General features: G+C 51.7%; 9 protein-coding genes, 2 tRNA genes and 3 rRNA genes. 3 read left to right on the top strand and 11 right to left on the bottom strand.

From position 1 onward, the window contains the following. Positions 1-38: 38 nt before the first annotated feature. A complete protein-coding gene (locus WCY31_RS12430; RefSeq protein WP_345970101.1) occupies positions 39-998 on the top strand; it encodes a DUF302 domain-containing protein in 960 nt (319 codons plus the stop codon). Between the two features lie 164 nt (positions 999-1162). Here the strand turns inward: WCY31_RS12430 and WCY31_RS12435 are convergent, their stop codons facing one another. The 7 genes from WCY31_RS12435 to WCY31_RS12465 all read right to left on the bottom strand — a co-directional run bounded on the left by WCY31_RS12435 (position 1163) and on the right by WCY31_RS12465 (position 9259). Further along, entirely contained in the window at positions 1163-1984 is an 822-nt protein-coding gene (locus WCY31_RS12435) for a hypothetical protein (protein ID WP_345970102.1), read from the bottom strand. Between the two features lie 176 nt (positions 1985-2160). Beyond that, entirely contained in the window at positions 2161-3372 is a 1212-nt protein-coding gene (locus tag WCY31_RS12440; RefSeq protein ID WP_345970103.1) for an OmpP1/FadL family transporter, read from the bottom strand. A 784-nt stretch (positions 3373-4156) separates the two neighbouring features. Further along, a 5S ribosomal RNA gene (gene rrf, locus WCY31_RS12445) occupies positions 4157-4272 on the bottom strand. Positions 4273-4403: 131 nt separating this feature from the next. Next, positions 4404-7270 (bottom strand): 23S ribosomal RNA (locus tag WCY31_RS12450). A gap of 193 nt (positions 7271-7463) precedes the next feature. Next, a tRNA-Ala gene (locus WCY31_RS12455) sits at positions 7464-7539 on the bottom strand. A 12-nt stretch (positions 7540-7551) separates the two neighbouring features. Then, a tRNA-Ile gene (locus tag WCY31_RS12460) sits at positions 7552-7628 on the bottom strand. Between the two features lie 127 nt (positions 7629-7755). Then, positions 7756-9259: ribosomal RNA gene (locus tag WCY31_RS12465) — 16S ribosomal RNA — on the bottom strand. Together the 16S, 23S and 5S rRNA genes with 2 tRNA genes alongside form the textbook arrangement of a ribosomal RNA operon. A 492-nt stretch (positions 9260-9751) precedes the next feature. Between WCY31_RS12465 and WCY31_RS12470 the strand changes: the two genes are divergently transcribed. Both WCY31_RS12470 and WCY31_RS12475 read left to right on the top strand, forming a co-directional pair. Further along, positions 9752-10453: a Bax inhibitor-1/YccA family protein gene (locus tag WCY31_RS12470; RefSeq protein ID WP_345970104.1), complete on the top strand. Its 702-nt coding sequence runs from the start codon at positions 9752-9754 to the stop codon at positions 10451-10453. Beyond that, a complete protein-coding gene (locus WCY31_RS12475) occupies positions 10437-10853 on the top strand; it encodes a thiamine-phosphate pyrophosphorylase (protein ID WP_345972650.1) in 417 nt (138 codons plus the stop codon). Before WCY31_RS12470 ends, WCY31_RS12475 begins: the two co-directional genes overlap by 17 nt. Here the strand turns inward: WCY31_RS12475 and WCY31_RS12480 are convergent. Genes WCY31_RS12480 through WCY31_RS12495 form a run of 4 tightly spaced genes read right to left on the bottom strand, consistent with a single transcriptional unit; the run spans position 10840 to position 14014 of the window. Next, on the bottom strand, positions 10840-11523 hold the full coding sequence (locus tag WCY31_RS12480) for a methyltransferase domain-containing protein (RefSeq protein ID WP_345972651.1): 684 nt from the start codon (positions 11521-11523) through the stop codon (positions 10840-10842). The genes WCY31_RS12475 and WCY31_RS12480 overlap by 14 nt on opposite strands. Further along, positions 11520-12317, bottom strand: a complete 798-nt coding sequence (locus WCY31_RS12485; protein ID WP_345970107.1) for a metal ABC transporter permease — start codon at positions 12315-12317, stop codon at positions 11520-11522. The genes WCY31_RS12480 and WCY31_RS12485 overlap by 4 nt, the downstream gene beginning before the upstream one ends. A gap of 12 nt (positions 12318-12329) precedes the next feature. Next, on the bottom strand, positions 12330-13091 hold the full coding sequence (locus tag WCY31_RS12490; RefSeq protein WP_345970108.1) for a metal ABC transporter ATP-binding protein: 762 nt from the start codon (positions 13089-13091) through the stop codon (positions 12330-12332). Then, positions 13088-14014: a metal ABC transporter substrate-binding protein gene (locus tag WCY31_RS12495; protein WP_345972652.1), complete on the bottom strand. Its 927-nt coding sequence runs from the start codon at positions 14012-14014 to the stop codon at positions 13088-13090. Before WCY31_RS12495 ends, WCY31_RS12490 begins: the two co-directional genes overlap by 4 nt. Positions 14015-14064: the final 50 nt, after the last annotated feature.

Here is a 14064-nt window from a genome sequence, read left to right on the forward strand (position 1 = left end):
GCTACACTAGTCTCACAAACTTATCACGAAGGAGTGAGATGAAACCGCTTGCAAGGACCCTTCTCTGGACATTACTGTCCCTGACACTGCTCATCAGTACCGCGGCCACCGATACGAATATACAGCAGGATATCCGGATCTTTACCGTTGAAAACAGCGGCGGGAAAATTACCGGGAAAAGCATAGAAAAAGCCTTTGAAGCGGCCGGTTTTCTGATCGATGGCAACAACGACATGAACAAGCCTTTCAAAGCCCGGTTCGGTACGACGCACTACCCGGTCTACCGTCTGGCGACCATTCACGATCCCGATCTCTCTGCCAGGCTGATCGCTCTCAATCCGCTGATGGGACTGCTGACGCCGCTCTCCATGTCTATTTGGCAGGATAATGAGGGAAGCATGAATATCTCCGTCCTCTCCTTGCGCGGCCTTTCGCGTATGACGCAGATCCCGATGAACAGCCCCGACCTTATCGCCCTGGCAGCTAAAATGGAGAAGGCACTGCGTGCGGCTCTTCCTGGAGGCCATTTCAAGCCGCTGGCCTATCAAAAGGTCGCAGACCCTACCACACCCCTTTCGGTGACCTTTAAGGCCGTATTTGAGGCTCCCAAGGATGGATCTATTCTTGATGCCAAAGATGACTTTGAAGCCGAATTCGAAGGGGAGATGGAGCCGATCGGTTTTCTTTTCCCAGGGTTCATCGATGTCAACGAAGAGCTGCAGGAACGTGGTGATGAAAGTTATGACTTTTATGACACCTATTCCGTCTGCAAACTCGACGTCATCTTCCCGATCCATCAAACCCATCCGGAAGTCGGTGCCTTCGCCCCCTGTACCTTTTTCCTCTACAAGAAAAAAGGGGAGAAAACGGTCCATATGGGTTTCCCGTCCGTCCAGAACTGGATCGCTTCGACGGATATTGCGGACAAAGCCTCTCTTGACCCTCTGATCGAAGCGGAAAACCTCTTCATCGATACGGTTAACGGCATTACGGAATAACGTTCGGGACGGCAGGACCGTCCCCGACCATCTTCACACGATCACACCCGGCAATCCCCTAATCCACAGCAGAAACTTATACGATACAAAGGAGTGCTGGTTAAGCCTCTAGAACAACTGACTGAAATGAAAGGTGAAAGCCATGCAGCCGGGAGGCTGCATGGTTATTTAAATGGTGTCGAGAGTTCTTCTTCAATCGCACCCGGCGTATTGACGATACGCATAAACTCCCCCATGCTCAGCAGAGGATAGCTGATGGCAATGTAGTATTTTGCCGCCAAAGCCTGCGCTTTACCCTCTTCGATCAGGATCGTATACGGCAAAATCTCGGCGTTCTTCGCACCAATCGTCTTGACGAACGCCTTTGTCTCATCACTCAGGGCGTATCCCACCAGTACTTTGCCCTCGCCAAGCGGCAGTTTAAAAACAACCGAACTGCCGTCATTATACGCCTCAAGCTTTGCAAGCAGTGCTTTCGTGTCACCCTCTGCCAGCGCATACGTGTCCTCATAATAGGGCATACCGATCATAAAATGGTAGCCGGCGAGTTTGTCGTATTCGAAAGCGTCCTCGGATTCGCTGAGATCACCCAGCGCTTTTTGAAGCGCCGCTGTCAGCGTGTCGCCCAGGGTGTGGTCATACTCCGACTGGAAAAATGCCTTCCCGAAATAGACCGGATTCGTGACGGCGATGCGTTGGTTTTCAGCATCCACGAGCACACGAAGGAGCGCGCCGAAACCACGCCCCGGTTTCGTTGCAGCCGCTTTGAGTGCTTCCGTCGTCATGACAATCGTTTCGCTCTTATCTGTTGTCGCATAGCTCCCGACAATCTCAAACCCTGCCGCTTGTAATGCAGACGTTACGGCAGCCTTATCTGTATAGGGTGCGTAATAGTAGGCACTCACCTTCTCACCAATCGGCTCGGCCGCGGCGTGGGCATTCACCCAAAAAAAGATGGCAGCTGAAAAAATCAAAAATGCTTTCACTCTATTTTCCTTTCTATTGGTTGTACCTCTGCCCTCCCGGGAGAGACACATAGACACTTTTGCAGTCAGCACTGAAAATTCGGCACAGAAATATCCTGTTCTTATTCACAGAAGTGACAGTTGCCGATGATTCAGTGGATTCCGCCCGAGGGCGGAAGTGTGGGGGTGTGCGTTTATTAAAAGTCGTACGTCAACTGGAACGTGACACCGGACTGCGAGTGTTTTACTTCATTGCTCGGTCCTGTCAACCCCATGCCATCAAGGGCGGAAGTGTCGAATGAGACTTTCGTTTCCAGCGCGTACGTAAGCGCCAGATCGACGGAGAGCTGCTCTGTCAGCGGCGCGGAAGCACCCGCCGTAATATGGTCTTCTACGACCGCAGGGAACCCAAGGAGATTGAAGACATTGATAGCTGCCCCGGCCTGTGTCGTGCCGTCAGCCTCTTTGATCGGCTGTGTACCATGGTTATACCCCGCACGCAGCGCATAGCCGTCTATTTCGAACTGGTACCCGACGGCAAACACATCCGTGTTTTTCCAGTTGAAATCTTTATACCCTTTTGCGTCACCCCATTTCACCTGCTTATAGTCAAACGCGATGGTGTTGTCACGGGTAATCTTGAATGAGAATCCAACACCAATCTCCGCAGGCTGGGTCAGTTCATCCCCAAATGGAGCAGGCAGAATACCCAGACCGGCGAACGGTCCGGTAGCTCCGGAAATCTGCCCCTTGTACTTCATCGGGATTTCAGCACGATAGACCGCACCGAGTGTCAATGCACCGACATTATAGGAGAGCCCGAAGTTGTAAGTAAATTTCAGGTCCTGTGCCAGCCCCTCCCCGACAGTCGTACCCATAGCATTATAATTGATGTCCAATGCGCCATACTGGAGGATCGGAGTAAACCCGACGCTGAGTCCGTTCATCTCATAAGCGACCGGTACCCCCAGCTGCATCAACTGGAGGGCGGTGACCATGTTCATGGTGCTTTGAGAATTCTCACTACGGTAATCCGTACCCATACCGGCAGTCCCCCAGATACCGATACCCCAGTAGAAGTGCTCGCCGACCTTGTTGCCGACAGAAACTTCCGGGATCACGTTCAGATCCGCAGCACTATCTTGAATACCATTGCCGTCATTGGCATTATATTTTACATTCGGCATAAAGAGTGTACCACCGAACGAAATCTCTGTTCCCTTGACGCTGCTCAATAACGCAGGATTGTTAATACCGGACTCTGCACCGAACGGCATCCCGATGCTCACACCACCCATCGAACGTGATTTCGCACCGAGACCGATCAGGTGGTCACCGTTTGTTGCAAAAGCAGATGTTGCTCCCAACGCCATAGCCGCTGCAACAGCCAATTTGATTGTACGTGTCATTTATACTCCTACGAATACAGTTATTCGACAGAAAGCCTACGCTTTCAACTCGGATCATTATAGAGAGGCAAAAATAAATTGAATCTGAATATAAATAATGCATTATCACGGAAACTTATTATTTTTTTTATCGGAATGCAGAAAAATGGGGAAATAAAAGATTTTTATACTTATAACTTATCTTAATAGGGGTTTTAACCCCAGAATAAAGCTGTTTCTGAGTGTTTTTGTTTTTGATACAAAAGAGAGATTTTTTTGAGAATTTTATCATATTGTTTCGTTTCGAAACAGTTTTTTTAATTTTTCTGTTATATATTAATTCATTATTGAACTTTCTTTCCATGCAATAGTTTTTCATGACATGCTCTTGCGGCGATGCAACAGCACTAAATCAATAGCGGGTCGATAAACTGATAGGCATATTTCTCGTGCATATAGCGAGGTCTCAATAGAACATAAACACATTACTGGATAAGACATAACGAAGCAGATAAGGCGATTGTTTGCAAGAGATACAACTAGCGTGGCTGCAATGATATAAAGGAAAATACAGCGCGAATTACTCATAGATTGTTACTGGTCTTTTGGATTACATACCTAAATCCCAGACCAACATAGCTCATAAATGATATGCATTATAGAAGTGGAATATAAACAGACGGGACATAATCTGAACAGAGCGAAGAGCACAGAATAATGACGGTATCAATCAAAGTTGGATTATTTAGTAGTGATGATTTTGATATTGTTGTTGTGATTGATGTAAGGAGTAGAAAATCCGAGAACCAGGCGGCGACCTACGTTCCCAACCCTGAAAGGGTCAGTATTATCAGCGATGAGAGGCTTAGCTTCCGGGTTCGGAATGGGGCCGGGCGTTTCCCTCTCTCTATAGCCACCTGGACAATCGGATCTAAAGGCTCCGGAGAGCGCTTAGATCCGACTGTGTCGGTTATGATTGTTAAAGTCAACGGGTGCAACTACTTTGATTACAGCCTCTCATATTCAGTAAGGCAGTAAGACACTAATTTTAGGGAAAAAAGACGAACGGACTATTAGTACTGGTCAGCTAAACAGATTGCTCTGCGTACACACCCAGCCTATCAAGCATGTAGTCTTCATGCGTCCTTCAGGGAGAGTTCATCTTGGAGTTGGCTTCCCGCTTAGATGCTTTCAGCGGTTATCACATCCGAACGTAGCTACCCGGCGGTGCCCTTGGCAGGACAACCGGTGCACCAGTGGTTCGTCCAACCCGGTCCTCTCGTACTAGGGTCAGCTCTCCTCAACTCTCCTACGCCCACGGAAGATAGGGACCGAACTGTCTCACGACGTTCTGAACCCAGCTCGCGTACCGCTTTAAATGGCGAACAGCCATACCCTTGGGACCTGCTCCAGCCCCAGGATGCGATGAGCCGACATCGAGGTGCCAAACCTCCCCGTCGATGTGAGCTCTTGGGGGAGATCAGCCTGTTATCCCCGGCGTACCTTTTATCCTTTGAGCGATGGCCCTTCCACACAGAACCACCGGATCACTATGACCGTCTTTCGACTCTGCTCGACATGTACGTCTCACAGTCAGGCTGGCTTATGCCATTATACTCTGCGATGGATTTCCAACCCATCTGAGCCAACCTTTGTAAGCCTCCGTTACTTTTTAGGAGGCGACCGCCCCAGTCAAACTACCCACCAGACATTGTCCTGACAGAGGATAACTCTGCGCAGTTAGCTATCAGAATATTCAAGGGTGGTATCTCAAGGGTGCCTCATATACAACTGGCGTCATATAATCAACGGCTCCCACCTATCCTGCACATGAATATCCCAATAGCAGTGTCAAGCTATAGTAAAGGTGCACGGGGTCTTTCCGTCTTTCCGCGGGTAGGAGGAATTTTCACCTCCACTACAATTTCACTGGATCCCTGGTTGAGACAGCTCCCATCTCGTTACGCCATTCATGCAGGTCGGTATTTAACCGACAAGGAATTTCGCTACCTTAGGACCGTTATAGTTACGGCCGCCGTTTACTCGTGCTTCAATTCACCGCTTCGCAAAGCTAACGGATCCTTTTAACATTCGAGCACCGGGCAGGCGTCACACCCTATACATCCACTTACGTGTTGGCAGAGTGCTGTGTTTTTGGTAAACAGTCGGGAGGGACTCTTTGCTGCGACCCGCTTCTGCTCCACCCGCAGGGGTTTCACATACAACGGGCACACCTTATTCCGAAGTTACGGTGCTAGTTTGCAGAGTTCCTTAACCAGGGTTCTTCCACGCGCCTTAGAATACTCATCTCACCCACCTGTGTCGGTTTACGGTACGGGCGACTGTAGATATGCTTAGAAACTTTTCTCGGCACGACGGCATCAACGATTCTGTTTCTGCTCCGAAGAGCGTCGACAGCCTGTCAGATCTCGGTCTAGTGTGAAGCGGATTTGCCTACTTCACAACCTACATCCTTCGAGCCACTATTCCATCAGTGACCTCGTTTAGCCCTATGCGTCCTTCCATCACGCTCTACAGTCGGTATCGGAATATTAACCGATTTGCCATCGTCTACCCCTTTCGGACTCGACTTAGGTCCCGACTAACCCTACGATGACGAGCATCGCGTAGGAAACCTTGGGTTTACGGCGAAGCAGATTCTCACTGCTTTTATCGCTACTCATGCCTGCATGCTCACTTCCATCCGCTCCAGCACTCCTTGCCGGTATACCTTCAACGCTGAATGGAACGCTCTCCTACCACTTAGTAAAACTAAGTCTAGAGCTTCGGTGTACATCTTAGCCCCGTTATATTTTCGGCGCAGAATCGCTAGACCAGTGAGCTGTTACGCTTTCTTTAAAGGATGGCTGCTTCTAAGCCAACCTCCTGGTTGTTTCAGCAACTCCACATCCTTTTCCACTTAGATGTAACTTAGGGACCTTAGCTGCTAGTCTGGGTTGTTCCCCTCTCGACGATTGATTTTATCACCCACCGCCTGACTCCCGAGGTTAGGCATACAGTATTCGGAGTTTGATAGGGTTTGGTACCGCGGTGAGCAGCCCTAGCCCTGTCAGTGCTCTACCCCTGTATGCTAATAACTCGAGGCTATACCTAAATATATTTCGGAGAGAACCAGCTATCACTGAGTTTGATTGGCCTTTCACCCCTATCCACAAGTCATCCGGAGGCTTTTCAACGCCTATCGGTTCGGTCCTCCACCGGCTCTTACACCGGCTTCAACCTGCTCATGGATAGATCACTCAGTTTCGGGTCTGCAGCATCTGACTAATCGCCCTATTAAGACTCGCTTTCGCTACGGCTTCGCGTTCGCTTAACCTTGCCAGATACCACAACTCGCAGGCTCATTATGCAAAAGGCAGTCCGTCACCCCTCATAAAGAATGGGGCTCCGAATGATTGTAAGCTATAGGTTTCAGGTTCTATTTCACTCCGTTCACCACGGTTCTTTTCACCTTTCCCTCACGGTACTGGTTCGCTATCGGTCTGGTAGTAGTATTTAGCCTTGGAGGGTGGTCCCCCCATGTTCAGTCAAGATAACACGTGTCCCGACCTACTCGAATAACATGTAGATAGTTTTCGCTTACAGGGCTATCACCTTCTATGGCTCCTCTTTCCAAAGGATTCTGCTAACACACTACACGCTTTAGGGCTAGTCCCATTTCGCTCGCCGCTACTCTGGGAATCTCGGTTGATTTCTTTTCCTCAAGGTACTGAGATGTTTCACTTCCCTTGGTTCGCCCCCCGAAGGGTGACACGATTCGCACCGTGCCGGGTTGCCCCATTCGGAAATCCCCGGATCAAAGCTTCTTGGCAGCTCCCCGAGGCTTATCGCAGCCTAGTACGTCCTTCATCGCCTCTACCAGCCTAGGCATCCACCTATAGCTCTTAATATCTTTATTCTAATTAGCGCTTACTGCCTTACTCAATATGAATAAGACTGTAATATTTAATTGTAGTTGCAATACTCATGAATTTTACTTCATAAATATTTGTTGACTTTAACAATGATAATTCAATGAACGATTTAGACTCTTAGACACTAAGAAGTCTAATATGAATACTTCATCAAGTACTCGTATTAGGCTTCGTCCGTGGTGGAGAATAGCGGGATCGAACCGCTGACCTCCTGCGTGCAAAGCAGGCGCTCTCCCAGCTGAGCTAATTCCCCACATAGTGATCCTGGTGGGCCTAGGAGGACTTGAACCTCCGACCTCACCCTTATCAGGGGTGCACTCTAACCAGCTGAGCTATAGGCCCCTTCTCGGCATTTCTAATTCAATAGAACACAGATCACTGAAAACTAAGCAAGTAAGCGGACAGACACAATCTGAAATGTGAGATTTTCTCTTCGGGCCCTCAAACGAATGAGGCCCGGTTACTCTAGAAAGGAGGTGATCCAACCGCAGGTTCTCCTACGGTTACCTTGTTACGACTTCACCCCAGTCGCTGATTCCACCGTAAGCGGTAGCCAGTTTGGCATCCCGATTTCGGGTGAAATCAACTCCCATGGTGTGACGGGCGGTGAGTACAAGACCCGGGAACGTATTCACCGTAGCTTAGCTGATCTACGATTACTAGTGATTCCAGCTTCATGCACTCGAGTTGCAGAGTACAATCCGAACTGAGAGACGCTTTATGAGATTGGCTCCACCTCGCGGTATCGCAACTCTCTGTACGTCCCATTGTAGCACGTGTGTAGCCCTGGCCGTAAGGGCCATGATGACTTGACGTCGTCCTCACCTTCCTCCTCCTTGCGAAGGCAGTCTCCTTAGAGTGCCCAGCCGAACTGCTGGCAACTAAGGACGAGGGTTGCGCTCGTTGCGGGACTTAACCCAACATCTCACGACACGAGCTGACGACAGCCGTGCAGCACCTGTTTTCAAGCTCCAGTAAACTGGCACTACCGTATCTCTACAGTATTCTATCAATGTCAAGGCCAGGTAAGGTTCTTCGTGTATCTTCGAATTAAACCACATGCTCCACCACTTGTGCGGGTCCCCGTCTATTCCTTTGAGTTTTAATCTTGCGACCGTACTCCCCAGGCGGAATGCTTAATCTGTTAAGTGCATCACCGAAACTACAAGAGCCCCGACGACTAGCATTCATCGTTTAGGGCGTGGACTACCAGGGTATCTAATCCTGTTTGCTCCCCACGCTTTCACGCCTCAGCGTCAGTTATGTCCCAGCAGATCGCCTTCGCTTTCGGTATTCCTAGTGATATCTACGGATTTTACCCCTACACCACTAATTCCATCTGCCCCTTCCATACTCTAGGTTCCCAGTTTCAAGTGCAGTTCAATGGTTGAGCCATTGGATTTCACACCTGACTTAAAAACCCGCCTACGCGTCCTTTACGCCCAGTGATTCCGAGTAACGCTTGCTCCCTCCGTATTACCGCGGCTGCTGGCACGGAGTTAGCCGGAGCTTATTCATTAGGTACCGTCATTTTCTTCCCTAATAAAAGGAGTTTACACACCGAAATGCGTCATCCTCCACGCGGCGTTGCTGCATCAGGGTTTCCCCCATTGTGCAATATTCCTCACTGCTGCCTCCCGTAGGAGTCTGGTCCGTGTCTCAGTACCAGTGTGGCGGATCATCCTCTCAAACCCGCTATGTGTCATCGCCTTGGTGAGCTCTTACCTCACCAACTAGCTGATACAATATAGGCCGATCCCTCAGCGAAAAACCTTTCCCTGCGAACAGGAGTATCCGGTATTAATCACCGTTTCCAGTGGCTATCCCAGACTGAGGGGCACGTAACCTATACATTACTCACCCGTGCGCCACTCGTCAGCAAAGAAGCAAGCTTCTCCCTGTTACCGTTCGACTTGCATGTGTTAAGCACGCCGCCAGCGTTCACTCTGAGCCAGGATCAAACTCTCCATAATTGAAAAGACGCTCCATAAATGAAGCGATTACTGATCCAGCCCAAGATATAAAATCATTGGCTGTATAGTGTCTATACTTTGTCTCCAAAGTTATAGACGGTTATGTATTGTGTCTTATCTAAGTAAGACTTCCAGACCTTGTCTGTCCATCCCACTTGCTTAGTTTTCAATGATCTCAAACTCTCGCGATCTTCAACCCGAAGTACCGCTAGATCGGCTTCTTTCGATGCCTCTCATCGTTTGTGGACGGGAATTATAGGGGATTCCTAAAGCAATGTCAAGAGGTTTTCGAGGGGAATTGCAAAATATGTCAAATTTCTTTTTTTTGGCCCATTTTCACCTCTTTTTTGTTACAAAAATATACATCTGCCGATCGGCTGCTACTATTATCCTGTATTTTCACGCCAAACACCCCGATTTTATTTACTATCTGTTTGACATGAACCATGTATAGTTCAGAAATCAAACTCCAATATAATAGAGGAATAGACTATGGGACTTTATGATAGAGAATATGCACGCGGAAGAGCAGCGGATCACTACGCAGCCAACCGCAGTGAAACACAGGTCGTTTCATTTGTAAAAGAGACTTATAAACTGTTTGCCGCCTCCCTGATGGCTGCGGCGGTCGGTTCGTACGTGGGGATTCCGATCGCCGGGACCCTTCAGGCGATGCACTGGCCGCTCTTTTTCCTGGTCATCGGTCTGCTGATCGGTCTGCACTTTGCAAAACACAAGCAGGGGCTCAACCTGATCCTGCTCTTTGCCTTCACGTTCGCAACCGGGATGATGATCGCCCCGCTGCTTTCCGTTGTCCTCGGCATGTCCGGCGGCGCGACGATCGTCGGTAACGCTTTTGCCATGACTTCCGTCATCTTCGGGGCCATGAGCTTTTACGCCATCCGTACGACGAAAGACTTTACCTCTTTCAGCAAGCCGCTCTTTATCGCCCTTCTGGTGATCATCGGTTTCTCCATCATCAACATCTTCCTCGGAAGCCCGATGATGGCCGTCATCATCTCCGCCGCTGCGGTTTTCCTGTTCAGCATCTTCGTCGTTTACGACACGCAGGCAATCATGCGCGGGATGTTTGAGACACCGATCGAGGGAGCCGTTGCCCTTTACCTCGACTTCTTCAATATCTTCGTCAACCTGCTCCAGCTCCTGGGCATCTTCGGTGGCAGCGAAGACTGACGCCCTTTCACCCGATCTTTTTCGGGTGATCGACGCCAACCTGAACCGCCTCAAAGAGGGCATCCGCGTTATCGAGGATATCGCCCGCTATCTCCAAAACGACAAAACAACCGCTTCCAGCCTCAAAGCCCTTCGCCACCGCAGCCGCATCGACGATCTGCAAAATCTGCTCTCTTCCCGGGACAGCATCAATGATGTACTGCGTCCGACGGTAGAGAGCGAACTGAACCGCTCCTCGATCGAAAGCATCCTTATCGCCAACTACAAGCGGGCCCAGGAGTCCTCACGGGTACTGGAAGAGATGTATAAGATCGTCGATCCGGCACTCTCCGAAACTTTCAAGCAGATCCGCTACGAACTCTATACATTGGAGAAAGAGCACCTGCTCAGCTCTGAATAAAGAGTACCTCGAACTCCAGCCGATCCAAAGGGTAGTTCTCCATCAGCTGTTTCGTCTCTTTATAGGTCAACACATTTCGGTTCCCGCTGACCCCGCTGCGCTTAATATAACGGAACATATCGCGGGTGTTGTCAAAGGCGAGGGAGTAGCGGACCACTTCACATGATGCGTTGAAAAAACGCTTTGCCAACCGCTCCACCTCGTCGGCACTCCGAAGCAGCGGCGGCAGCCCCGCCGTTTTAAAAAGTGTCCCGAACGTTCCGGCTGTAAAGATTGCAAGGGAAACCGGCGCATTCAGTGAACGGATCAGTGCGAAAGTGTGCGCCAGGTCCGGCGACCACTGCAGGGCGGAGGCGGAAAAGATACGGTCAAAGTGCGTCGCCTTCAGCGAGGCGTAGAGCTTGGGATCGTCGAAGTCCCCCTGCAAACAGGTGATCCGTTCCCCCTGGGGGTGCAGTGCCAGCATCCCCGGCGCGAAATCGATGCCGACAAGCTGCTGATAGGGCCACGCTATCTGCTCTGCGACGGCACCGCGCCCGCAGCCGATATCGAGCAGGTGCTGCGGTGCATCCTTCACCCCCGCGACCAGTCTTTCAGCCACTTTCTTCTGAATAACGTTATAGCTGCCGTAATGGTCGGCATAACGGGAGAACTCGTTCTGAACGTTCATCGGCGGTTGATCACCAGGGAGATAACGAAGATCAACAGGACGCACATGACGATGGTCGCGCCGCTGGGGAGTGCAAACGCGTAGGAGAGCAGCATGCCGGCCGCCACGGAAAAGAGTGCGAACAGCACGGAGAGCCCCACCGTCACGGAAAAGCCCTGGCGGAAACGCAGGGCTGCTACGGTTGGGATAACCATCAGCGCGCCAATCAGCAGGGTACCGACGATGCGGATGGAGAGGGCGATGATGACGGCGACAATACTGACCAGCATAAAGTTGAGCAGCGTCACAGGGATACCGCCCGTCTTGGCAACCTCTTCATCGAAGGCAATAAAGTAGAACTCTTTATAAAAGTAGCCCAGTAGCGCCAGGGCCGGGACACCGACGGCAAAAATCGTCCAGACCTCTTCCGTGGAGACAGAGAGGATCGAGCCGAAGAGGTAGCTGAAAAGCGAACTGTTGAACGCCCCCGCCAGGGAGACGATGATGACGGCCAGGGCGAGAGAACCCGAAAGGAAAATAGCCAGGACCGCATCGGAGTAGAGATGGAAGAAGCTGCGCAGGTACTCGATGGTCCACGCGCTCAGCAGTGCCGCCGCCACCGCCATCCAGACCGGGTTGGTCTCAGTCAGGATCCCGACGGCAACCCCGACCAGGGCCGAGTGCGCCAGGGTCTCTGTCAGCAGCGCGTAGCGGCGCAGGACGACAAAGGCCCCGCTGAAGGAGGCAAGCAGTGCGATCATGATCCCGGCGAGAAACGCATTGACCATAAACTGGTATTGAAACAGCTCCAGCATCCTCTCTCCTCGTCAGTGACGGTGATGCGCGCTGAGCAGGTGCGCATCGATGCCGTAAAGTTCGCTCATCCCCTCGCAGCTGAGCAGCGTTTTCGGGTCGTTGCAGGTCGCGAGCCGCTGGTTGACCGTAAAGACCCGCGCAATGTCATCGGCGATCACGCCCACATCATGGGTCACGAAGAGGATCGTCAGACGCTCCTCGCGATTGAGCTGGCGCAGCAGGGCGTAAAAGCGCTGCTGTGAGGGCTGATCGACCCCCGTATTCGGCTCATCGAGGATCAATACTTTCGGCTCAGAGGCCAGCGCACGGGCGATCATCACCCGCTGGCGCTGGCCGCCGGAGAGCTCGCCGACAAGCTTCTGTCGTAAACCCGTCACCTCCATCCGTTCCATGGCCCGCTCAACGATGCGGTGGTCGTTCTCATGCCACCGCTTGTCCCATCCGAGGCCGGAAATGCGCCCCATACGGACGATCTCTTCTACGGTACCGGGAAAAAGACGGTCCGTCTGTGTCACCTGCTGGGGGACATACCCTACCTGCGCCCACTGTCGGAACTGCTTTTGCGGCTCGCCGAAGAGGCTGATACGGCCCGACGTTGGTTTCTGAAGCCCCAGCAGCAAGCGAACCAGCGTCGTTTTTCCGCCGCCGTTGGGACCGATCACTGCGCAATACTCCCCCTGGAGCACTTTCAGCGACACGTCCGAGAGGATCGTCTGGCCGCCTGCACTGTAGTCAAGATGTTCGACCTCGAAAACGGCCGGCTCAAAGGTCATTTGCACTCCATTGCGTCATGCAGCTTCAGCAGGTTGGCATTCATCAGGCGGAAATAATCCGCCCCGATCTCGTCGGCGGTGATATTCGCCAGCGGCTGGAGCACATCCACCCGTACGCCCGTCTCCGTTGCCAGCGATGCCACCAGCTTGTCGCTGACAAACGACTCGTAAAAAAGCGTTTTGATACCGTGTTCGCGTACGATGTCGGTCAGAGCTGTCATCGTTCTCGCATCGGGCATCGTATCCGGAGAGAGTCCGGTAACGGCGTCGACATGGAAGCCGTAGCGTTCGGCAAGGTAGCCGAAGGCGTTATGGCTGACGACAATCGTATCGAGCCGACAATCGCTCAGGCGTTTGCGGTAGAGGGTGTCAAGGGTCTCAAGCCGTTTGATATAGGCGGCGGCGCGTTCCCGAAGTTTCGAAACATCCAGCGCGGGGAACGCCGAAGTGAACAGTTGTTCTTCCCCGCGGACAAGCGCGATCATATTGTCGATATCAAGCCAGTAATGCGGATCGGTGCTGTGGCGATCCTCCTCGTGCGTCTCCCCCGCTTCATCGTGGTGCGCATGTCCCCCTTCACGCAGACGGACGTACCGGCTCATGTCCTTGGCGTTGCCGAACGACTCGAAGGGTTCCGTCCATGGTTCAAGGCCGGCGCCGCTGTAAAGGAACAGCCGGCTCTTCTGCACCCGGATCATATCCTGCGGCGTCGGCTCGAAGGTGTGCACTTCCCGTCCGAACGGGATCAGCATCGCCACCTCGGCCTCCTGCCCCAGGAGGTGGCGGGCGATATCGTAAAGCGCGAACGTCGTCACGACGACATCCGCTTTACCGGCCTGCACCTTTTTCTCCGGCACCATGACCACGAGGGCCAGTACCAATAGCGTCAACAATGCCAGTAAAACAATGATCGCTTTTTTCAAAATCTCTCCAGGGCTTTCTTCCCCGAATTATAGCGAAGCTTCTCCCGCCC

The sequence above is a fragment of the Sulfurimonas sp. HSL3-1 genome (genome assembly GCF_039645995.1).
Taxonomy (GTDB): Bacteria; Campylobacterota; Campylobacteria; order Campylobacterales; family Sulfurimonadaceae; genus Thiomicrolovo; species Thiomicrolovo diazotrophicus.

Excerpts from the sequence above, each read along its gene's own strand:
- WCY31_RS12430 (WP_345970101.1), top strand. The coding sequence starts at position 39 with ATGAAACCGCTTGCAAGGACCCTTCTCTGGACATTACTGTCCCTGACA.
- WCY31_RS12440 (WP_345970103.1), bottom strand. The coding sequence starts at position 3,372 with ATGACACGTACAATCAAATTGGCTGTTGCAGCGGCTATGGCGTTGGGA.
- WCY31_RS12470 (WP_345970104.1), top strand. The coding sequence starts at position 9,752 with ATGGGACTTTATGATAGAGAATATGCACGCGGAAGAGCAGCGGATCAC.
- WCY31_RS12480 (WP_345972651.1), bottom strand. The coding sequence starts at position 11,523 with ATGAACGTTCAGAACGAGTTCTCCCGTTATGCCGACCATTACGGCAGC.
- WCY31_RS12485 (WP_345970107.1), bottom strand. The coding sequence starts at position 12,317 with ATGCTGGAGCTGTTTCAATACCAGTTTATGGTCAATGCGTTTCTCGCC.
- WCY31_RS12490 (WP_345970108.1), bottom strand. The coding sequence starts at position 13,091 with ATGACCTTTGAGCCGGCCGTTTTCGAGGTCGAACATCTTGACTACAGT.